The organism is Actinospineispora acaciae DSM 45401, assembly GCF_000620785.1.
Classification (GTDB): Bacteria; Actinomycetota; Actinomycetes; order Mycobacteriales; family Pseudonocardiaceae; genus Pseudonocardia; species Pseudonocardia acaciae.
In genome coordinates this window covers 445,548-465,407 of the sequence record NZ_JIAI01000006.1, presented here as the reverse complement: position 1 = coordinate 465,407, position 19,860 = coordinate 445,548, and the positions used below count along the sequence as shown (strand labels likewise).

The 19,860-nt window shown below is 74.0% G+C and carries 19 protein-coding genes and 1 riboswitch; of the genes, 13 read left to right on the top strand and 6 right to left on the bottom strand.

Going from position 1 to position 19,860, the window contains the following annotated elements; translation table 11 throughout:
* Positions 1-14: 14 nt before the first annotated feature.
* The 3 genes from N912_RS0127980 to N912_RS0127970 all read left to right on the top strand — a co-directional run bounded on the left by N912_RS0127980 (position 15) and on the right by N912_RS0127970 (position 1,763).
* Complete coding sequence (locus tag N912_RS0127980; protein WP_051580881.1) at positions 15-209, top strand: hypothetical protein; 195 nt, start codon at positions 15-17, stop codon at positions 207-209.
* A 45-nt stretch (positions 210-254) separates the two neighbouring features.
* Positions 255-1,487 (top strand): FAD-dependent oxidoreductase, encoded by a 1,233-nt coding sequence (locus tag N912_RS0127975; protein WP_425415322.1) that lies wholly within the window; start codon positions 255-257, stop codon positions 1,485-1,487.
* Between the two features lie 93 nt (positions 1,488-1,580).
* Complete coding sequence (locus N912_RS0127970) at positions 1,581-1,763, top strand: hypothetical protein (protein ID WP_028924990.1); 183 nt, start codon at positions 1,581-1,583, stop codon at positions 1,761-1,763.
* Here the strand turns inward: N912_RS0127970 and N912_RS0127965 are convergent.
* Positions 1,749-2,393: a TetR/AcrR family transcriptional regulator gene (locus N912_RS0127965; RefSeq protein WP_028924989.1), complete on the bottom strand. Its 645-nt coding sequence runs from the start codon at positions 2,391-2,393 to the stop codon at positions 1,749-1,751. The two genes, N912_RS0127970 and N912_RS0127965, sit on opposite strands and share 15 nt — an antisense overlap.
* 92 nt (positions 2,394-2,485) lie before the next feature.
* Between N912_RS0127965 and N912_RS0127960 the strand changes: the two genes are divergently transcribed.
* Positions 2,486-3,310 carry an oxygenase MpaB family protein gene (locus tag N912_RS0127960; protein ID WP_028924988.1) on the top strand — a complete coding sequence of 275 codons (825 nt, stop codon included), beginning with the start codon at positions 2,486-2,488 and terminating at the stop codon, positions 3,308-3,310.
* On the opposite strand, the gene N912_RS55115 is transcribed toward N912_RS0127960, so the two are convergent.
* Positions 3,224-4,153: an SDR family NAD(P)-dependent oxidoreductase gene (locus N912_RS55115; RefSeq protein ID WP_064745388.1), complete on the bottom strand. Its 930-nt coding sequence runs from the start codon at positions 4,151-4,153 to the stop codon at positions 3,224-3,226. The genes N912_RS0127960 and N912_RS55115 overlap by 87 nt on opposite strands.
* Positions 4,154-4,242: 89 nt before the next feature.
* On the opposite strand from N912_RS55115, the gene N912_RS55110 reads away from it, so the two are divergent.
* The 9 genes from N912_RS55110 to N912_RS55075 all read left to right on the top strand — a co-directional run bounded on the left by N912_RS55110 (position 4,243) and on the right by N912_RS55075 (position 14,723).
* A complete protein-coding gene (locus N912_RS55110) occupies positions 4,243-5,619 on the top strand; it encodes a M20/M25/M40 family metallo-hydrolase (RefSeq protein WP_084211267.1) in 1,377 nt (458 codons plus the stop codon).
* Positions 5,620-5,777: 158 nt separating this feature from the next.
* Entirely contained in the window at positions 5,778-6,002 is a 225-nt protein-coding gene (locus tag N912_RS55105) for a hypothetical protein (RefSeq protein ID WP_028924987.1), read from the top strand.
* 172 nt (positions 6,003-6,174) lie between these two features.
* On the top strand, positions 6,175-7,113 hold the full coding sequence (locus tag N912_RS55100; protein WP_169747960.1) for a cytochrome c oxidase assembly protein: 939 nt from the start codon (positions 6,175-6,177) through the stop codon (positions 7,111-7,113).
* Positions 7,110-9,371, top strand: coding sequence for a heavy metal translocating P-type ATPase (locus N912_RS55095; protein ID WP_051580879.1), 2,262 nt, complete (start codon positions 7,110-7,112; stop codon positions 9,369-9,371). The genes N912_RS55100 and N912_RS55095 overlap by 4 nt, the downstream gene beginning before the upstream one ends.
* The gene (locus N912_RS55090) at positions 9,368-11,260 is read left to right on the top strand and encodes a cytochrome c oxidase assembly protein (RefSeq protein WP_051580878.1); all 1,893 of its coding nucleotides are present in this window, start codon (positions 9,368-9,370) and stop codon (positions 11,258-11,260) included. Before N912_RS55095 ends, N912_RS55090 begins: the two co-directional genes overlap by 4 nt.
* Before the next feature lie 10 nt (positions 11,261-11,270).
* Positions 11,271-11,957, top strand: a complete 687-nt coding sequence (locus N912_RS63810; RefSeq protein WP_028924986.1) for a DUF5134 domain-containing protein — start codon at positions 11,271-11,273, stop codon at positions 11,955-11,957.
* A 9-nt stretch (positions 11,958-11,966) separates the two neighbouring features.
* Positions 11,967-13,337 (top strand): PepSY-associated TM helix domain-containing protein, encoded by a 1,371-nt coding sequence (locus N912_RS55085; protein ID WP_051580877.1) that lies wholly within the window; start codon positions 11,967-11,969, stop codon positions 13,335-13,337.
* A 70-nt stretch (positions 13,338-13,407) separates the two neighbouring features.
* Complete coding sequence (locus tag N912_RS55080; protein WP_051580902.1) at positions 13,408-13,968, top strand: sigma-70 family RNA polymerase sigma factor; 561 nt, start codon at positions 13,408-13,410, stop codon at positions 13,966-13,968.
* A 5-nt stretch (positions 13,969-13,973) separates the two neighbouring features.
* The gene (locus N912_RS55075; RefSeq protein ID WP_169747959.1) at positions 13,974-14,723 is read left to right on the top strand and encodes a zf-HC2 domain-containing protein; all 750 of its coding nucleotides are present in this window, start codon (positions 13,974-13,976) and stop codon (positions 14,721-14,723) included.
* An 11-nt stretch (positions 14,724-14,734) separates the two neighbouring features.
* On the opposite strand, the gene N912_RS0127905 is transcribed toward N912_RS55075, so the two are convergent.
* From N912_RS0127905 to N912_RS0127890, 4 genes are all read right to left on the bottom strand, one after another.
* Complete coding sequence (locus N912_RS0127905; RefSeq protein ID WP_028924985.1) at positions 14,735-15,265, bottom strand: DinB family protein; 531 nt, start codon at positions 15,263-15,265, stop codon at positions 14,735-14,737.
* Between the two features lie 26 nt (positions 15,266-15,291).
* Positions 15,292-16,413 carry a glycoside hydrolase family 172 protein gene (locus N912_RS55070; protein ID WP_064745387.1) on the bottom strand — a complete coding sequence of 374 codons (1,122 nt, stop codon included), beginning with the start codon at positions 16,411-16,413 and terminating at the stop codon, positions 15,292-15,294.
* A gap of 11 nt (positions 16,414-16,424) precedes the next feature.
* Complete coding sequence (gene metE / locus N912_RS0127895) at positions 16,425-18,662, bottom strand: 5-methyltetrahydropteroyltriglutamate--homocysteine S-methyltransferase (protein WP_028924984.1); 2,238 nt, start codon at positions 18,660-18,662, stop codon at positions 16,425-16,427.
* Positions 18,663-18,764: 102 nt separating this feature from the next.
* A riboswitch (cobalamin riboswitch) is annotated at positions 18,765-18,964 on the bottom strand.
* Positions 18,965-18,981: 17 nt separating this feature from the next.
* Positions 18,982-19,728 carry a DUF899 domain-containing protein gene (locus N912_RS0127890; RefSeq protein ID WP_028924983.1) on the bottom strand — a complete coding sequence of 249 codons (747 nt, stop codon included), beginning with the start codon at positions 19,726-19,728 and terminating at the stop codon, positions 18,982-18,984.
* Between the last annotated feature and the right edge of the window lie 132 nt (positions 19,729-19,860).

The window sequence follows — 19,860 nt, the reverse complement described above, 5'->3', positions numbered from 1 at the left end:
GGGATCATCGGCGGATGCGGTCCTTCGACGTGCTGGCTTGGACGGAGTCCGGCGGCTTCGTGCTCTACGTGCCGGAGATCGAAGCGCTCACCCGCGCCGGCGCCCTCGACGAGATCGAGCCCGCCGCCACCGACCTGATCGCCGAGCTGCTCGGCCTCGACCCGGCCACGATCACGGTCCGCGTCCGCTTCCGCCGCCCCCGCCCTTAAACTTGCCGCCGCCAAATAACTAGTCATGCTATGTATAGTCATTCCATGCCTTCAATGAACGAAGTCCTGATCATCGGCGGCGGGATCGCCGGGCCGGTCACGGCGATGGCGCTGGCCAGGGCGGGCATCGACTCGACGGTGTACGAGGCCTACGACCGGACCGCGGACGGCGTCGGCGCCTACCTGACGTTCGCGGTGAACGGGCTGGACGCGCTGGCCGTGCTCGGCCTGGACGAGCTGGCCGCCCGCCACGCCTTCGCCACCCCGAGCGCCGTGTTCCGCAACGGCGCCGGGCGGTGGCTGGGCGAGCTGCCGCTGGGGCCGGCGCGCGCGGACGGCCGGGTAGGCATGACCATCCGGCGCGCCGATCTGTACCGCGAGCTGCGCGACGAGGCCATCCGGCGCGGCGTGCGGGTGGAGTACGGCAAGCGGCTGGTGCACGTCGAGCGCACCGAGACCGGCGTGCTGGCCCACTTCGAGGACGGCTCGCGGGCCCACGGCGACGCGCTGGTCGGGGCCGACGGGCTGCGCTCACGGGTCCGCACGGTCATCGACCCGCTCGCGCCGGCCGGCCGCTACACCGGGCTGCTCAACACCGCCGGGTACGCCGACGGGGTCCAGGTGGACGCCAAGGCGGGCGTGGCGAACATGTACTTCGGCAAGCGGTGCTTCTTCTGCTACTTCCGCAACCCCAACGGCCAGCTGTGGTGGTTCGCGAACCCGCCGAGGCCGGCGGAACCCGCGCCCGGTGAGCTGGCCGCGCTCTCACCCGAGGCCTTCCGCGCCGAGCTGCTCGACCTGTTCTCGGTGGACGACACCCCGGCCACCGAGATCATCGAGGCCACCGAGGAGATCGTGTCGCCGTGGGGGACCTACGACTACCCCCTCACGCCGGTCTGGCGCCGGGACCGGATGGTCATCATCGGCGACGCGGCGCACGCCACCTCCCCGGCGGCGGGCCAGGGCGCCTCGATGGCCTGCGAGGACGCGGTCGAGCTGGCCCGCTGCCTGCGCGACGCGCCGGACCCGGAGGACGCCTTCGCCGCGTTCGAGCGGCTGCGCCGGGACCGGGTGGAGCGGATCGTGGCCATGGGCAAGCGCAACGGCGACCAGAAGGCGGTCGGCCCGGTGGCCAGGGTGGTGCGCGACCTGGTGCTGCCGGTGGTGTTCCGGCGGATGGCCAGGGCGGGCGCCGGTTCCACCGCGTGGGTCTACGACTACGCCATCGACTGGGACGCCCCCATACACGAACGAGTGAGCAAGCGTCCCATTCAGTGACACCTCCGTTCCCGATCCGGGTGATTGGCTATCGCCCAGCGGTGGACGGGCCACCCGCTCTGTACGTTGGTCATCGTGCCGAACGTTTCCGGTATGCGGATCTCCGTCCTGCTCGTGCGCCCGGACGGCACCGCCATGCCCCTGGGCAGCCGGCCGACCGACGACCGCCGGCTGCACACCCTCGCGAACGTGTGCCGGGCGACCTCGCTGGTCAGGGGCCACCGCGCGCGCGTGCAGGCCGGTGACCGGCTGCGCGTGCAGCTAGACGCCCGCTGAGCCACCGCCGTCCTGCAACGCCCGCGACATCAGCGCGACGAACATGTCCGTGCAATGGTCCACCAGCGCGTCGCTGTCGATCTCGACGTGGCCGTGCAGCCACGCGGTGAGCGCCTGCGCCAGGCCGCCGACCAGGAACTGGGTCGCGAGGTCCAGCCGGGTGTCGCCCGGGATGCCGAAGAAGTCCTTGGTGTGACCGGCGAGTAGCCCGCAGAACAACTGGGCCGACTCCAACCGTCGCCTGGCCAACGGCTCGCTCAGGAACGCCGTGGAGAACAGCAGCCGCCCGCGCCGGGGATCGTCCACGACGGCCCGCACGATGTTGTCCAGCCCGGCCCGCGTCCTGGCCCTGGCATCCCTTGGGCTTGCCGCGACCGCGGCCGCCGTGGTGGTGGCGATCTCCGCGACGACCTGGTCGTACACGGTGAGCGCGAGCTCGCCCCGGTCGGCGAAGCTCTCGTAGAAGTAGCGCGCGGCCAGCCCGGAGCGGGCACACACGCTGCGCACCGTCAGCCCGGCCTCCCCCTGCTCGGAGGCGAGCAGGTCCAACCCCGCCTCGATCAGCCGAGCGCGGCGCCGGGCCCGCCGCTCGTTCTCCTGCACGCCGCCGTAGGCGCGAGGTGACTTCATAAAGCCATCTTGACAGCTCAAGCAACCGTAAGCTTCTATATCAGCGAACGGGTGTGTGCAGATTTCTGAGGTGTCCACCGAGGGAGCTGGCCATGCGGGCGTCGACGTCGCCGTCCACCGATCTTCGTCGCATCGCGCTGGGCGCCGGGCTGTTGGCCGGCACCGCGAACGTGATCATGCAGCTCGGCCATCCGGCGGTCGGCCACGGCGTGGTGGAGAGCAAGGTCGACAGCGGGAACGTGTTCAAGCACCCGGTCAAGCGGCTGCGCACCACGCTGGCCTACCTCGCGGTGGCCACCATGGGCACGGACGAGGAGCGCGGGCTGTACCGGCGGGCGGTGAACCGGTCGCACGTGCAGGTGCGCTCGGACGCGGACAGCCCGGTCTCGTACAACGCGTTCGACCCCGACCTGCAGCTCTGGGTCGCGGCCTGCCTGTACCGGGGGTTCGAGGACGTCTACCGGCTGCTCGGCATGCGCCTCGACCCCGGGGACGCGGCGGAGATCTACCGGCGCTCGGCCGTGCTGGGCACCACCCTGCAGGTCCCGGCCGAGTCCTGGCCGGCCGACCGGGAAGCGTTCGAGCGGTACTGGGACGACGCGCTCGGCAAGATCCACATTGACGACACGGTGCGCGGGTACCTCACCGACCTGACGGCGATGCGCAACCTGCCCCGGCCGGTCCAGCTCGCGCTCGGGCGGTTCAACAGGTTCGTGACCACCGGGTTCCTGCCGCCTCGGTTCCGTGAGGAGATGCGCTTCGACTGGGACCCCAGCCGCCAGCGCGGGTTCGAGCGGCTGATGTCCGCGATCGGCGTGCTGGTGCGGCTGTCACCCCCGGTGCTGCGCGCCTTCCCCTTCAACGCCGTGCTCTGGGACCTGCGCCGGCGCGTCAGCACCGGCCGTCCCCTGGTCTGACACCCGCCGGCGGACCACCGACTCGCGGCCCGTCGAGCCGTGGTTCACCCCGACCAGGCCGCGCAGCCGGGGGTCGGTGCCGAACTTCTCGGCCAGCAGCGGGCCCGGGCCGGCCGCGATCATGCCGCCGTCCACCACCAGCGACTCCCCCGTCACGAACCCGGCGTCCTCGCCGGCCAGGAACGCGATCGCGGCCGCGATGTGGTCCGGGCGGCCGTGGTCGGGCCAGGGCTGCATGCCGGCCAGCCGTTCCTCGGCGCCTTCGGTGCGGTCGGCCACCAGCAGCGGGGTGTGGATGGCGCCGGGGCACACGGCGTTGACCCGGATCCGGTCCGGGGCCAGCTCGGCGGCCGCGCACCTGGTCAGGTTGATCACGGCGGCCTTGGCCGAGGAGTACGCCGTCGGCCCCAGCCCGCTGCTGAACGCCGCGACCGAGGCGACGTTCACCACGCTGCCGCCGCCGCCCTGTTCGCGCATGATCCGCGCGCCGTGCTTGAGCCCGTAGAACACCGCGCGCACCAGGATCTGGAACGTGTAGTCCCAGTCGTCGCTGTCCAGCTCGGTGATCGGTCCGAACGCGCCGCCGACGCCCGCGTTGTTCACCACGCAGCCCAGCCGCCCGAACCGCTCGCGGGCGAACTCCAGCGCGGCCGCCACATCGTCCTCGCTGCGCACGTCCGTACGCACCCACTCCACCGGCGCGTCCCCGGCCAGCCGCAGCGTCTCCTCCGCGCTGCGCTCGTTCACCTCGGCCAGCACCACCGGGCGCCCCGCCGCCAGCAGCCGCAGCACCGTCGCCCTGCCGATCCCGCTGCCGCCGCCGGTCACCACCGCCGCGTCCATACGTCTCCCCTCGGTCGGCAAGTTGCGGTGTCAACGTACTCGGGTTTTGATCAGCGGGACCGGAACATCGACGTTCGGGAGGCCGGCCCATGGCTCGTGCAGGTTTCATCTCCAGGCTGACGGCGGTGGCGGGGGTGGTCGGGCTCGGGGTGGTCGGCTGCGGCGGTGGCGAGACGCGCGGCGCGAGCCCGCCGGCGGCCCCGCCCCCGTACGCGGCGTCGGCGCCGGTGACCCAGGCCGTCGGCGCGATCAAGGAGCTGCCGGCGGTCCGCAAGGGGTTGGAGTTCATCGAGCGCGACCACCAGGCGACGGTCGCCGAGCAGGTGACGATGAGCGAGATCCCGTCGCCACCGTTCCACGAGGACCAGCGGGCGGCGGACTACCTGCGCCGGCTGACCGAGCTCGGGCTGGAGGACGTCCACCGCGACAAGACGGGCAACGTGTACGGACTGCGCCGGGGCAGCGGCGGCGGCCCGACGCTGTTCGTCTCCGCGCACCTGGACACGGTGTTCCCGCCGGGCACGGACGTGAAGGTGGAGCAGAAGGACGGCAAGTACTACGGGCCGGGCATCTCCGACGACGCCCGGGGCCTTGCCGCGCTGCTCGGGGTGGTGCGGGCGCTGCGCGAGAGCGGCATCCAGACCCAGGGCGACGTGATCTTCGGCGGCACCGTCGGCGAGGAGGGGCTGGGTGACCTGCGCGGGGTGAAGGGCTTCTTCGCGGAGAACCAGCAGGTCGACGGGTTCATCACGATCGAGCCGGGCGCGCCGGACCAGATCACCTACCAGGCCACCGGCAGCCGCCGGTACAAGATCTCCTTCCCCGGCCCCGGCGGGCACAGCTTCGGCGACTTCGGCCGGCCCAGCTCGCTGCACGCGATGGGGCGGGCGATCGCGCGCATCGCCGAGATCCGGACCCCCGCCCAGCCCAAGACCACGTTCACCGTCGGCGTGGTCGAGGGCGGGACGTCGGTGAACGCGATCGCCGGCACCGCGAGCATGCAGGTGGACATGCGCTCCAACGACCCCGCCGCGCTCAAGGCGCTGGAGGACCAACTCCTGCCGATGGCGCAGGTCGCCGCCGACGAGGAGAACGCGCGCTGGAACGCGCCGGCCGACAAGAAGGTCACCGTGAAGACCGAGCTGATCGGCGACCGGCCGGCCGGCAACCAGGACCCGAACTCGCCGATGGTGCAGGCCTCGTTCGCCGCCGCGACCGCGCTCGGCCAGAAGACCACGCTGGACACCCCGTCCAGCACGGACGCGAACCTGCCGATCAGCAAGGGCATCCCGGCGCTGCGGCTGGGCGGCGGGGGCGGCGAGGGGAACACCCACTCGTTCACCGACAAGGAGTGGTTCGACCCCAAGGACGCCCACCTCGGCCCGCAGAGCACGTTCCTGACGGTGCTCGCGCTCGTCGGCGTGGCCGGCGAACGCCCGGTTGCGCCGCTGCTGCCGTCTCGTTGACGGTTCGTGGCGTCGTTCGAGAGCTTCAGGGCCGAGCAGGTCGGGTTGCTGGCGGAGTCCGGGTGGGCGCGGTGTCCGTCGGTGGCCGGGTGGGTCGCGGCGGCGGGGCTGCCGGCGATTACGAGCGGTTACCTCGAGACGGCGTTCAGTGACGGACAGTGGCGGTCTGGGGCGCGCGAGTGCTGCAGTGCGGTCGGCGGCCGCCGGACTGCGAGCGCAACGAGCGCTGGACGTTCACCCTGTTCGCCGGCGAGCCGCTCACCGACGGCCAGGCCGAGTCCGGCACCGTGCTCAAGGACCGGGTCCGCTTCCGGCTGGGCAAGCCCGACCGGGGCATCGGGTCCGCGCGCGTGGCCCCCGCCCTCGCACCCGTGAGTGGTTAGCGTTGTCATAGCAACGCTAACCACTCACGGGTCCTGAGCCGACCGTCCACTGAGACCTTCCGAACAGCCGGGAACCAACGCGGACGCCCGCTCGACTTGAGGACCGGACGGCTCCCGCCGGCCACCGAGAGCTCCCCCTCGGCACGATGATCGTTCACTGGAGTTCACCGCCGTGAGGCACAGCGCACCGAGCTGGACAGAGGTGCTCGCGAGCTGGGCGCCCTCGCCGGTGGCGGCCGGCTGTGTGCTGGTGGCGACGGCCGGGTACCTGTGGCTGGCGGTGCGAGCGTCGAGGACGGGGTGGCGGGCCGCGAGCTGGGTGCTGGCGATGGCGGTGCTGGTGGTCTCGCTGGACGGCCCGGTCGGGGGGTACGCCGAGGTGCTGTTCTGGGTGCACATGGTCCAGCACCTGCTGCTGATCATGGTGGTGCCGGTGCTGGTGCTGTGGGCGCGGCCGCTGGAGCTGCTGTGCTCGGCGCCGTTCGGGGCGCGGGTGGAGCGGGCGCTGGGCGGGCCGGCGGCGCGGTGGGCCACCGGGCCGATGGTCGGGCTCGCGGCGTACACGGCGGTGGTGGTGCTCACCCACCTGACCGGGTTTCAGCAGGTGTCGGCGACCAACGGCTGGGTGCGCGGGGTCGAGCTGGCGCTGTACCTGGTCACCGGGTGGTTGTACTTCCTGCCGCTGGTCGGCTCCGAGCGCGGGCCGTGGGAGCTGGCGTACCTGCTGCGGTTCGTGGTGCTCCTGCTCGGGATGGGCGCGGACACCCTGACCGGGGTGGCGCTGATGATGACCGGGCGCCCGCTGGCACCGGCGTACGCGTCGACCCACCCGGGTTGGGGGCCGACGGCCCTGGGCGACCAGCAGGCCGCCGGGGCGATCATGTGGTTCGGCGGCGACCTGCTGATGATGTTGCTGATGATCCTGGTGGCCGTGCAGTGGGGCCGGGCCAGCGGCGAGCGGCAGGGGCTCGGCGGGTGGTTGGAGTCCGCGCGCCGGCGTGCCGTCCTCGGTGACACCACAGAAGCCGATATCGACGACGACCAACGGGCGCTGGACGCCTACAACGCGACGCTGGCCGCGCTGCATGACCGGCGGACCCCTAGGAGGTGACGGCCACGACCACGGCGGCCAACCCGGACGCGCCCGCGACGGCGCCCCGGTACGAGATCTCGGTCGGCGGCATGACCTGCGCGGCGTGCGCGGCGCGGGTGGAGCGGCGGCTCAACAAGCTCGACGGCGTCTCGGCCAGCGTGAACTACGCGACCGAGCGCGCCCAGGTCAGCTGCGGCCCGGACGTGGACCCTCGGCTGCTGGTCGAGCAGGTCCAGCGGGCCGGCTACCAGGCGCGCCGGGTGGACGACGTGGCCGGCGCGGACGGTGACGACGACTCCGAGCAGGCCCGCCGGGTCACCGACCTGCGCAGGCGCCTGGCGGTGGCGGCGGTGCTGGCGGTGCCGCTGTGCGACCTGTCGCTGGCGCTGTCGCTGTTCCCCGAGCTGCGGTTCCCCGGCTGGCAGTGGGTGTGCCTGGTGCTGGCCGCGCCGGTGGTCGGCTGGTGCGCGCTGCCGTTCCACCGGGTCGCACTGGCCGGCGCAAGGCACGGCCGGTCCTCGATGGACACCCTGGTCTCCGGAGGGGTGCTGGCGTCCTCGGCGTGGTCGCTGTGGGTCATGGTGGCCGGGGGCACGCCGGCGCCCGGGCTGGGACAGGGGCTGTCGGTGGTCAACGGCGGCGGGCACGCGCTCTACCTGGAGGTGGCGGCGGGCGTCACGACGTTCGTGCTGGCCGGGCGGTACTTCGAGGCCAGGGCGAAGCGGTCGGCGGGGGCCGCCATGCGCGCGCTGCTCACCCTGGGCGCCAAGGACGTCGAGGTGGTGCGGGCGGACGGGACGCGGCGGGTGCCGGTGACCGAGCTGCTGGTCGGGGACGTGTTCCTGGCCCGCCCCGGCGAGAAGATCGCCACCGACGCGGTGGTCGTGGAGGGCCGTTCCGCGCTGGACGTCAGCACGCTGACCGGCGAGCCGGTGCCGCGCGAGGTGGGCGTCGGCGACCAGGCCGTCGGCGGGGCGGTGAACGTCGGCGGGTGGCTGCGGCTGCGGGCCACCCGGGTCGGCGCGGACACCCAGCTGGCCAGGATGGCGCGGCTGGTGCGCGACGCGCAGCAGGGCAAGGCGGCGGCGCAGCGGCTGGCGGACCGGGTCGCGGCGGTGTTCGTCCCCGCCGTGCTGGCGCTCGCGGCGCTGACCGCGGCAGGGTGGCTGCTCGCCGGTCAGCCGGCCGGGCTGGCGCTGACCGCGACGGTGGCGGTGCTGGTGGTGGCCTGCCCGTGCGCGCTCGGGCTGGCCACCCCGACGGCGGTGCTGGTCGGCACCGGGCGGGGCGCGAGCCTGGGGGTGTTCATCAAGGGGCCGGCCGCGCTGGAGGCCACCCGGGCGGTGGACACCGTGGTGCTGGACAAGACCGGCACGCTGACCGAGGGCCGGATGCGGCTGGTGGACGTCCGGCCCGCGAGCGGCCAGGCCAGCGCCGAGCTGCTCGCGATGGCCGGGGCCGTGGAGGCGGCGTCCGAGCACCCCATCGCCGCCGCGATCACGGCCGAGGCCGGCGCGGTACCGGCGGTGACCGAGTTCGAGGCGCTGCCCGGCCTGGGCGCGCGCGGGCTGGTCGACGGCCGGGCGGTGGTGGTCGGCCGGGAGCCGCTGCTGGCCGAGCTGGGCATGGCGGTGCCGGACGAGCTCCGGGCCGGGCGCGGCGAGCTGGAGCGGGCCGGGGCAACCGTGGTGCTGGTGGGGTGGGACGGTCACGCGCGCGGGCTGCTGGCGGTCGCGGACACGGTGCGTACCACCAGCGCGGCGGCGGTCGCGGCGCTGCGCGGGCTGGGGCTGCACCCGATGCTGGTCACCGGCGACAACGCGGGCACCGCCGCCGCCGTGGCCGCCGAGGTGGGCATCGACGACGTGGTGGCCGAGACGCTGCCGGCCGACAAGGTCGACGTGGTGCGGCGCCTGCAGCGCGACGGCCACCGGGTGGCGGTGGTCGGCGACGGGGTGAACGACGCCGCCGCGCTGGCCGCCGCCGACCTGGGCATGGCCATCGGGGCCGGCACCGACGCCGCGATCGAGGCCGCCGACATCGTGCTGGCCAGGGAGGACCTGCTGGTCGTCCCGGACGCGGTGGAGCTGGCCAGGCGCACCCACCGCACCATCCGGGGCAACCTGTGGTGGGCGTTCGGCTACAACGTGGCGGCGCTGCCGCTGGCCATGACCGGGCTGCTCAGCCCGCTGGTGGCCGGCGCGGCGATGTCGCTGTCCTCGGTGTTCGTGGTCTCGCACAGCCTGCGGTTGCGCGCCTTCCGTCCGAACCGATGAGGGCGTTCTTCGTCCTCGGTCTGGCCGGGTTGAGCCTGGCGGCCGCGCTCACCGGCGGCCTGGTCGCCGCGCTGGCGCCGAGCCTGGCCGGGCGGTTCGGGCTGCCCGAGCCGGGGCCGGTGGTGGACGTCGGGTTGCCGTTCGCCCGAGTGCTGGCGCTGGGCACCGGCGCGGCCTGCATAGGGTGCCTGCTGCTGGCCGCCGCGCTGGCCCCCGGCGAGGCCGACCGGGACGCGCCGGTGTCCGCGTCCGGCTACGCGGGGCTGCGCGCCGCGCGGTGGTGGTCGCTGGCGCACGCGCTGGCCTCGGCGGCGGTCGCGGTGCTCACCGTGCTGGAGAACACCGGAATCGGCCCGGGCCAGGCGCTGGTCAACGGCCCGGCGCTGCTGGTCGGCCTGGACCAGATCCAGCCGGCCGCCGGGTGGCTGCTCGACGCCGCCGTCGCGATGCTGGTCGCCGGGCTGGCCGGCTGGGTGCTGAGCTGGCGCGGCGCGGTCGGGCTGCTGCTGTTCGCGCTGGCCGGGCCGCTGTGCGTGGCGCTGACCGCCGCCACCAACGCCCAGCGCTCGCACGACATCGCCGGCGACGCGCTCGCCCTGCGCCTGCTGGCCGCGCTGCTCTGGCTGGGCGGCGCGCTGGTCGTGCTGACCGGTCGGGCGCGGCGGGCGGTGGCGCGCCGGCATGCCGCGCTGGCGCGCTGGTGGCTGCCGATCGTGGCCGCCACCGGGGTCGTCTCCACGGCGTACGCGATGGGACCGGTCGGGCCGGCCGAGCTGGTCGGCAGCGGGTACGGGCGGCTGGTGCTGGCCTCGGCGGCGGTGCTGGCGGCGCTGACAGGGGTGGTGATACTCCGGGCGCGGGCAGGGGCGCGGCGGCTGGCGGCCCTGGAGGTGGCGCTGCTGGTCATCGCGGCGTGCCTGGACACCGCGATGACCCGGATCATCCCGCCGGCCGAGCTCGGCTACCAGCCCAGCCGGCACATCTACATGCTCGGGCACGACCTGCCGGCCACCATGACCGCGCTGGACCTGACGGTGCGCTGGCGGCTCGACCTGGTGCTCGGCTCGCTGGCCGGGCTGGCCGCCGTGGTCTACCTGCTCGGCGTGCGGCGGCTGCGGCGGCTGGCCGGCGAGCGGTGGCCGGCCAGGTACACGGCGGCGTGGCTGGCCGGCTGCGCGGTGCTGCTGGTGGCCACCTCGTCGGGCCTGGGCAACTACGGGCCGGCGGTGTTCAGCGTGCACATGGTCCAGCACATGCTGCTGGCCAGCCTGGCGCCGGCGCTGCTGGTGCTCGGCCACGGGCTGACCCTGGCGCGGCGGGCGAGCGCGGATCCGACCGGCCGGCGGCTGGCCGCGCTGCTGGACACCCCCGCCGCGCGGCTGGCCGCCAACCCGGTCGCCGCGCTGGCCGCCACCGCGATCATGCTGTTCGGCCTCTACCCCACCGGCCTGTTCGACGCGATCGTGCGCGAGCACTGGGCGCACCTGGCGATGAACTCCTCGGTGTTCCTGGCCGGCCTGGCGCTGTTCTGGAGCGTGCTCGGGCGCGGCGGGTCGGTGCCGGGGCGGCGCGCGCTGCCGCCGATCGGCCAGATCGTCATGGTGTTCGCCGTGATGGGCCTGCACGCCGCGTTCTCCGCGTGGCTGCTGGGGCGGGCGGTGCCGGTCGCGGGCGTGTACTACGGGTCGTTGGACCTGCCGTTCGTGCCCGATCCGCTCGCCGACCAGCGGCTCGGGGCGGTGCTGGCCTGGGCGCTCGGCGAGCTGCCGGTGCTGGTCGCGGTGGTCGCGCTGGTGACGCGATGGGCCCGGGACGACAGGACCGCCGTCCGCGATGTGAACGGTGTCACCCTTACGAGTGACAGGGAACTCACCGGCTCCCCGCGCTGACTTGCACCGCGTGATCTCATCGGTTCCGCTGAGCGCGCTGCTCACCGTGCTGTACGCCGCGACGGGTGGCTACGCGCTGCTGCGGTGGGCGGCGCTGCGGGCCGGGCTGGCGCACGCCCATGGTTTTTACGGCGACCAGGTGGCCGAGCTGTCGCACCTGGTGATGAGCCTGGCCATGCTCGCGATGGTGTGGGCCTACGGCGGGCCGGCCGCCGAGGTGACACAGATCGTGGCGTTCACCGTGTTCGCCGGGTACTTCCTGTCCCGGCTGGTGAGCCGCCGGCAGGGGGTGACCGCCCGGCATGCCTGCCCGGCCGCCGAGTTCCACCTGCTCATGTCGGTGACCATGATCTGGATGGTGGCCGGGATGCCGGTGCTGATGGGTGGCGCCGCCGGACCGGGGGGTTCGGGCGGCGGGCACGCCGGTCATGCCGGGCACGGTGGTCAGGCCGAGGCGGCGGTCGGCGGGGCTCCCGTCGCGCCGGTCCCCGTCCCGTGGTGGGCGGTGGCGCTGACGGTGGCCTGCATCGGCGCGCTGGTGGTGGCGGCCGCGTTCTGGGCCGTCCGGGCGGTGCGGCACCGGCCGGTCGACGCGCCGGCGAAACGGATGCTCGCGGCGCTGACCCCGCGCTCCGAGGCGGTGTGCCACCTGGCGATGAGCCTCGGGATGGCCGCCATGTTCGTCACCATGATTTAGGAGTCACGCATGTCGGACATCACGCTGTCTCCACCCGCCGCGCGCGAAACCCGGCCCGCCCAGAGCTGGTGGTGGCGCGAGCTGCGGCCGCTGGTGATGCGGCTGCACTTCTACGTCGGGCTGTTCGTTGGCCCGTTCCTGCTGGTCACGGCGGTCACCGGGCTGTTGTACACGATCACGCCGCAGCTCGAGCCGCTGGTGCACCGCGAGCAGCTGCGGGTGGACGTCCCGCCCGACGCCCGTCAGCTGCCGCTGCAGGCCCAGGTGTCCGCCGCGCTGGCCGCCGCGCCGCCCGGCACGGTGACCGAGATCCGGCCGCCGGCCGCGCCGGACGGCACCACGCGGGTGGTCTTCACCGACCCGGCGCTGCCGGACGACTGGACGCACACGGTGTTCGTCGACCCGTACTCCGGCCGGTCACACGGCACCCTGGACACCTTCGGCGAGTGGCTGCCGGTGCGCGCCTGGTTCGACGACCTGCACCGCAACCTGCACCTCGGCGCGGTCGGCCGGTTCTACAGCGAGCTGGCCGCCAGTTGGCTGTGGGTGCTGGTGCTCAGCGGGCTGGCCATCTGGGTGGCCAGGCGCCGGCGCGCCCGCCGGATCCGGCGCACCCTGGCCCCGGAGTTCCGCGCCGGCGGCCGGGTCCGGCTGCGGTCCTGGCACGCCGCGGTGGGGCTGTGGGCGGCGGTCGGGCTGCTGTTCCTGTCCGCCACGGGGATGACCTGGTCCAAGTACGCCGGCGACAACGTCGACGAGCTGCGCACCGCGATGAGCTGGAGCACACCGACCGTCCACACCGCCCTGCCTCTCACAGGTCAAGCCCAGGCCGGTGACCTGGCCGGCACCGCTCAGATGGTCTACCAGGCCGCCCGCGCGCACGGCCTCGCCGACCCGGTCAAGATCACGCCGACCGCCAAGCCCGGCAAGGCCTGGGTCGTCCAGGAGGCCAAGCGGAGCTGGCCGGTGCGGCAGGACTCGGTGGCCGTGGACCCGGCCACCGGCGCGATCGTCGACCAGCTCCGGTTCGCCGACTGGCCGCTGATGGCCAAGCTGGCCCGCTGGGGCATCGACGCCCACATGGCCCTGCTGTTCGGCGTGCCGGGCCAGATCGCGCTGGCCGCGCTCGCGCTGGGCCTCATCTGCATGATCGTCTGGGGTTACCGGATGTGGTGGCTGCGCCGGCCCACCGTGCCCCGAGCCCGCGCCGGTGACCGCCCGGAACGGCCCGCTAGGGCCAGCTTCGGCGCGCTGCTCGCCCTGGCGGGCGTCGCGATCGTGCTCGGCGTGTTCCTGCCCGTCTTCGGCGGCTCGCTGCTGATCTTCTTGCTCATCGACGCCGTCCGTACCCAACGCGTGACCCAGCTCACCGAGCGATGATTCCCGGCCGTGACGTCCACACCCCATCGGAGGCATCGGCCGTCGGTCCGGCTGCGTAGGGTCCATGGCCATGGACGACCACGCGCTCACCGAGCTGGCGCTGCGGGCCCGCGAGGGTGACCGGGACGCCGCCACCCGGTTCGTCGAGCACACCCAGCAGCAGGTGTGGCGGATGCTGGTGGCGCTCAGCGACCGCACGGTCGCCGAGGATCTCACCCAGGAGACCTACGCCCGCGCGTTCCGTTCGCTGCCGGGCTTCCGGGCCGAGTCCTCGGTGCGGGCCTGGCTGCTCGCGATCGCCCGCCGGGTCGCCGCCGACCAGCTGCGCGCCGCCAAGGTCAGGCCCCAGATCGACCCGGACGCCGCCGTCGAGGACGCCCCCGGCGCGCGCGACGGCGCCGACCTCGGCGAGTCGGTCGCCCTGCACGCCATGCTCGACCAGCTCGACCCGGACCGCCGCCTGGCCTTCCTGCTCACCCAGCTGCTCGGGCTGAGCTACCAGGAGGCCGCCGAGGTGTGCGGCTGCCCGGTCGGGACCATCCGGTCGCGGGTGGCCAGGGCCCGCGACGAGCTGGTCGCCCAGATGTCCGACGATCTCCCGGGAACCAGGCGGGCCGCCCGCCCGACTTGACCGGCATGGGGTGTGCCGGCTACCGCGAGCTGCTCTCCGCCGACATGGACGGCCAGGCCGATCCGGAGGCCGTGGGCCCGGCGCGCGCGCACCTGGCGACCTGCGCGGACTGCGCCGGCTGGTACGAGCTGGCCGCGCGGGTCAACCGCCTGGCCCGCACCGCACCGGCGGACCCGAGCCCCGGGCTGACCGACCGCCAGCTCGCGTCCGTACTCGACCAGCTCCCCCGCCCGCACCGCCGGCGCTGGCACCTGACCGCCCGCTGGGCGCTGGCCGGCGTCGGTGCCGCGCAGCTCGCGCTGAGCCTGCTCGCGCTGCTGCTGCCGCACACCGCCGCCGGCCACGCGCACCACTCCATCCTGGGCGCCGACCTGGCCCACATGTCGCACGAGTCGTCCGCCTGGAACCTCGCGCTCGGCGTCGCGTTCCTGGCCGGCGCCCGCTGGGTCCGCCACCTGGCCGGGGTGCTGCCGGTGCTGGGCAGCTTCGTGCTGGTGCTCTCGCTGGTCAGCGCCGTGGACCTGGTCGGGGGCAACGTCGACGCGCCCCGGGTGGTGGCACACGCCCTGGTGCTCGCCGGGCTCGGGCTGATCGTGCTGATCGTGTCCACCGGCCCGTCGCGGCTGCGCCCGTTCCCCATCCGTCAACACACGCGCGCCGAGGCCGAGCCGGCGGAGGCACCCGCGTACCGGCTGGAACGGCGCGAGCGCCAGCGCCGCCGCCCCGACCCGGCCGCCCGCCACCACGCCGCCTGACCGCCGCGGCTTCAGGACAGGACGGCGTCGATGTCGCGGGCGTGGTGCACGCCCTCGTGGGCGGCCTGGCGGACGATCCAGCGCGCGGTGCGGGTCTCGTCCGCCCGGCGGCTGCCCGTCCGGTCCCACCCGTCGCCCGACACCTTGGCCATCTCCTCCCGGAAGCCGGCGACGTTCGCAGCCAGCTCGTCCAGCACGGTGTCGGGGTCCCGCTCGTTGTAGCGGAACCGGCGGGCGCGCAGGTCGTTCAGCATCGGCTCGAACACCGGGCGGTCCTCGGTGCGCACGCGGTGCAGCCGGATGGTGCTGGTCGCGTACAGGTCACGCAGGTGGCAGAGGTACTCGACGGCCGACCAGGTGTCCGGCCGGGGCCGGCGCCGATACCGGCTCTCCTCCACTCCGCCCAGCCGGTCGCGCAGCCGCCCGGGCACCTCGGCGATCAACCGCTCGGCCTCGGCGAGGTCGAGCGCGGCGTAGTCGACGCCGCAGCCGGCGCAGACGTGGTCCTCGGCCGCCAGCGGCGGCACCGGGTCGTTCCCCATGCGCCGATCGTAATAGGTCTAACCTATTACAAGCGACGCAGAAAGGCACCCAGCCGCGCGGTGAGGCGCGGGCGGGGCACGGCCGGGAGCCGTTGCGGGGCGGTGGCCAGGTGCTCGGTCGCCAGCCGGTGGCCCGGCGCGTGCGGCTCGGTCTGGTACCAGAACGCGGTGGTGGCGATGTCCGCGCGCTCCAGCGGGAGGTAGCGGCGGCCGCTCTTCCAGCCCAGTGCCTGCACGGTGACCCGCAGGTCGCGCTCGAAGCGGATCGGGTCGCGCAGGTGCCACCGGTACATCCCGAACCGCTGGTACGGGCGGTAGATCTCGTCCGGCGGCAGCACCTGGTGCAGCCCGAGGTACGCGGTGGAGTACCGCACGTAGCGCCCGTTCACGTCGAAGTTCCAGGCGCCGCCGAAGTAGTCCTCGGTGCCCGTCCCGCAGATCGTCGGGAACTCCTCGTCCCCGTCCAGGTAGAACTTCAGCTCGCCCTCGCCCCACCAGCCGGGGTCGCCCGGCTCGATCGCCAGGTAGGTGCCGACGTAGCGGCCGGCCCCGGAGACGCCGTCCAGGATCGTGTGCACCGCCGGGTCCCCGAGCGGGTTGGACCGCCGCCAGTGAGCGTGCAGGTAGGCGGTCCGTTCGGGCAGCTCGCGCAGTTGGTAGTCCACCTGGTAGTAGACGGGGACGTCGTCCCCGCTGGCGTTCTCCAGCGTGATCCGCGCCCGGCCGCGAAACGGCATCGGCCAGTAGCTGTTCAGGCCGCCGGCCGGGGCGACGACCACCGCCTCGGAGCTGACCAGCGCCAGGTCGCCGGCCCAGCCGTTGCAGAAGAAGTCGCCGAGCGGCACCTCCACCGACGGCGACTCCTCCCCGTCCCAGTACATCCGCAGCAGCATCCCGCGCAGCCGGTTGCGGTCCGTGGTCAGCCAGAGGTGCTCGATGACGCCCGGCCCCTCGATGTCGGCGAGCGTGGCGGTGTCGCCGTTCGCGAGGTGGATGGACGGCGAGACCTTCCACCCCCGGCCCAGGTCGCGGGCGGCGTGCGCGCCGGTGCCCTCGGTGGCCATCGCGCCGGCGCCCTTCGCGCCGGTCGGGTTCTCCGCGCTGGCCGACCGGGACACCCCGCCGTCCAGCTCCCACAGCTCCGCCATGAATGCTCCCCTCATCCGCCCCTGACGGTAGCCGCGGCGGCCACCAGGTTGCGCAGGGCGGCCACCACCTCGGGCTCGGCCCGGGTCTTCAGCCCGCAGTCCGGGTTCGCCCACAGCCGCTCCGGTGCCACCTCGCGGGCGGCGGCGGTGAGCAGGCCGGCGATGTCGTCAACGGTGGGAACCTCCGGGGAGTGCACGTCGTACACCCCCGGCCCGAGCCCGCGCCCGATGCCGGCGCCGAGCGCGGCGACCACCTCCATGTTGGAACGGGCCGCCTCCACGGTGGTGACGTCCGCGCCCAGCGCGTCGATCGCGTCCACCACGTCGCCGAACTCGGAGTAGCACAGGTGGGTGTGGACCTGCGTGGTGTCGGCCGCCCCGCCGGTGGCCAGCCGGAACGCGTCGATCGCCCAGGCCAGGTAGTCGGCCCGGCCGGCGGTGCGCGGCGGCAGCAGCTCGCGCAGCGCGGGCTCGTCCACCTGCACGATCCGCAGCCCGGCCGCCTCCAGGTCGCGGACCTCGTCGCGCAGGGCCAGCGCGACCTGCCGGGCGGTCTGGCCCAGCGGCTGGTCGTCGCGGACGAACGACCAGGCCAGGATCGTCACCGGGCCGGTCAGCATGGCCTTCACCGGGCGCGCGGTGAGCGACTGCGCGAAGCCGCTCCAGCGCACGGTGATCGGCTCGGGCCGGGACACGTCGGCGTAGAGCACCGGCGGGCGCACGCAGCGGGTGCCGTAGGACTGCACCCAGCCGTGCTCGGTGGCGGCGAAGCCGTCGAGGTGCTCGGCGAAGTACTGCACCATGTCGTTGCGCTCCGGCTCGCCGTGCACCAGCACGTCCAGCCCGATCCGCTCCTGCAGCCGGACCACCCGCTCGATCTCCGCGCGCATCCTCCGCTCGTACTCACCGCCGTCCAGCCGCCCGGCCCGGTGCGCGGCGCGGTCGGCGCGGATCCGGGCGGTCTGCGGGAACGAGCCGATGGTGGTGGTCGGGATCGGGCCGAGCTTCAGGTTGTCCCTCTGCAACCGAGCGCGCCGGCCGGCGGGGCCCCGGCGGAAGTGGGTGGTGCCCAGGGCGTCGAGCCGGGCGCGCACCCGGTCGTCGCGCTCGCCGGTCCGGTCCGGGTGGCGCCGGCGGGCGGCGTCGGCGAACTCCTCGGCGACGGTGTCCCGCCCGTGGTGCAGTGCCCGGTCCAGGATCTCGATCTCGCGCAGCTTCTGCCGGGCGAACGCGAGCCGGTCACGGACCACCCCGGACAGGCCGGTCTCCACGGCGACGTCGTAGGGCACGTGCAGCAGCGGGCAGGACGAGCCGATCTCCACCCGGCCGGCGCTGCCGAGCAGCACGGCGGCCTTGGCCAGCGCGGCCTCCAGGTCGGTACGCCAGACGTTGCGGCCGTCGACCACGCCGGCCAGCACCGTCTTGTCCCCCAGCGCGGCGACCCGGGACAGGTCCGCCGAACCGGCCACCAGGTCGAGCCCGATCGCGTCCACCGGAGAATCCGCCAGCACCGGCAACGCCGGACCCAGGTCACCGTAGTAGCCGGCCACCAGCAGCCTCGGCCGGCCGGGCACGCCGGCGAGCCGCTGGTAGGCGCGGGCCAGGGCGTCCAGCTCGGCCGGGGTGCGGTCGGCGACGAACGCGGGCTCGTCCAACTGCACCCATTCCGCGCCGGCCGCGTGCAGCTCGACCAGCAGCTCCGCGTACACCTCCAGCAGCGCGTCCAGCCGCTCCAGCGGACGGTGCCCCTTGGCGAGCAGCAGGAAGGTCACCGGACCGAGCAGCACCGGCCTGGTGCGGATGCCCAGCTCCAGCGCCTCGACGAGCTCCTCGACGGGCTTGCGGCCGGCCAGCTCGAACCGGGTCTCGGGTCCGATCTCGGGCACCAGGTAGTGGTAGTTCGTGTCGAAGAACTTGGTCATCTCCAGCGCGGGCACCCCGTCGCGGCCCCTGGCCATCGCGAACAGCGTGTCCAGCGGCCCCGGTCCGGAGAACCGGGCCGGCACCGCGCCGACCATCAGCGCGGTGTCCAGCACCTGGTCGTAGTACGAGAACGTGTTCCCCGGCACCGAACCGAGCCCGGCCGCCGCCAGCTCCCGCCAGGTGTCCCGGCGCAGGCCCGCCGCGACCCGGCGCAGCTCGTCGTCGTCGATCTGGCCGGCCCAGTAGCGCTCCACAGCGCGCTTGAGCTCCCGGTTCGGGCCGATGCGCGGGTATCCGAGCACGGTGCTGCCCAGTGTGTTGTTCACGGCTCTCTCCTCGCGAGCGTGTCAGAGCCGTGGCAACTCGGGCGGTGGCGTTCACCGAGCCCGCCCTCGAGGCCACGGGTACGCGGGCACCGGCGGCGCCCGCACCGGTGGCAGGTCTTCGGACTCGCGGGCTCTGCGCACGGGAGGTGCGCCACCTACCGGCCGTCGCTTCCCAGGCCATCGGCCCAGTGCTTGGTGACGGCTGTCGTTCCCGCTCACCGCTGCGGGGCAGTCCCGGATTCGCACCGGGTTCCCTCTTGCCTCGCGCCGCCCCACCGAAGGGCCGGCGCGAACCACCAGCACCCGCGACCCTACGGCACTACGGGTGTCGTCGGGCCGTGGCCTGGCCGGCGTCGATGGCGCCGTCGATACGGCTGAGCCACTCCTGGTCGGTCGCCTCGGCGTGGTCGTACTCGTCGTGCCAGTTCCACCATTCGTAGGGCGGGGTCTGGGGGTAGCCCTCGGGCGAGTCCTCCCAGGTCTCCTGCCGCCCGAGCGCGGTGATGTCGAGGTAGCTCCAGGTGCTGCCCATCGCCTCGTCGCCCCGGCTGTTGACGAAGTACGTACGGAACACCCGGTCGCCGTCCCGGATGAACGCGTTCGTGCCGTGCCACTCGTCCACGCCGAAGTCCGCGTCGAAGTCGCCGCCGAAGCTGTACCACGGGATCCGCCAGCCCATCCGGGCCTTGACCCGCTCGATGTCCGCTAGCGGCGCGCGCGAGACGTACGCGAGGGTGGTGTCGCGGGCGTTCAGGTGGGCGAGGTCGGCGACCTGGTCGGCCCCCATCGAGCAGCCGGGGCAGGCGTGATCGGGCCAGCCGTGCACGCCCGGCTCGAAGAACGCGCGGTAGACGATCAGCTGGCGGCGTCCCTCGAAGAGGTCGAGCAGGCTCGCCCGGCCCCGGGGACCGTGGAACTCGTAGTCCTTCTCCACGGCCAGCCACGGCATCCGCCGGCGCTCGGCGGCCATCGCGTCGCGGGCCCTGGTCAGCTCCTTCTCCCTCACGAGCAGCCGCCGGCGCGCCTGTTCCCACTGCTCCGGCGAGACGATCGGGGGTGTCTTCATCGCGGTGTCCCCGCTTTCTGGTTCGGGTGTGCGGACCTACGGATGGACACGGCGCCGCCCCGAAACTGGTCACCCGGGAGGCGACCAGTTCCGGAGGTTGTCGGTGTCTGTACGTAGGAAGGACCCAGACGG

Bases quoted from the DNA above. Each gene is read 5' to 3' on its own strand.
- N912_RS0127980 (WP_051580881.1), top strand. From the start codon at position 15: ATGCGGTCCTTCGACGTGCTGGCTTGGACGGAGTCCGGCGGCTTCGTG.
- N912_RS0127975 (WP_425415322.1), top strand. From the start codon at position 255: ATGCCTTCAATGAACGAAGTCCTGATCATCGGCGGCGGGATCGCCGGG.
- N912_RS0127970 (WP_028924990.1), top strand. From the start codon at position 1,581: ATGCGGATCTCCGTCCTGCTCGTGCGCCCGGACGGCACCGCCATGCCC.
- N912_RS0127965 (WP_028924989.1), bottom strand. From the start codon at position 2,393: ATGAAGTCACCTCGCGCCTACGGCGGCGTGCAGGAGAACGAGCGGCGG.
- N912_RS0127960 (WP_028924988.1), top strand. From the start codon at position 2,486: ATGCGGGCGTCGACGTCGCCGTCCACCGATCTTCGTCGCATCGCGCTG.
- N912_RS55115 (WP_064745388.1), bottom strand. From the start codon at position 4,153: ATGGACGCGGCGGTGGTGACCGGCGGCGGCAGCGGGATCGGCAGGGCG.
- N912_RS55110 (WP_084211267.1), top strand. From the start codon at position 4,243: ATGGCTCGTGCAGGTTTCATCTCCAGGCTGACGGCGGTGGCGGGGGTG.
- N912_RS55090 (WP_051580878.1), top strand. From the start codon at position 9,368: ATGAGGGCGTTCTTCGTCCTCGGTCTGGCCGGGTTGAGCCTGGCGGCC.
- N912_RS55085 (WP_051580877.1), top strand. From the start codon at position 11,967: ATGTCGGACATCACGCTGTCTCCACCCGCCGCGCGCGAAACCCGGCCC.
- N912_RS55080 (WP_051580902.1), top strand. From the start codon at position 13,408: ATGGACGACCACGCGCTCACCGAGCTGGCGCTGCGGGCCCGCGAGGGT.
- N912_RS55075 (WP_169747959.1), top strand. From the start codon at position 13,974: ATGGGGTGTGCCGGCTACCGCGAGCTGCTCTCCGCCGACATGGACGGC.
- N912_RS0127905 (WP_028924985.1), bottom strand. From the start codon at position 15,265: ATGGGGAACGACCCGGTGCCGCCGCTGGCGGCCGAGGACCACGTCTGC.
- N912_RS55070 (WP_064745387.1), bottom strand. From the start codon at position 16,413: ATGGCGGAGCTGTGGGAGCTGGACGGCGGGGTGTCCCGGTCGGCCAGC.
- N912_RS0127890 (WP_028924983.1), bottom strand. From the start codon at position 19,728: ATGAAGACACCCCCGATCGTCTCGCCGGAGCAGTGGGAACAGGCGCGC.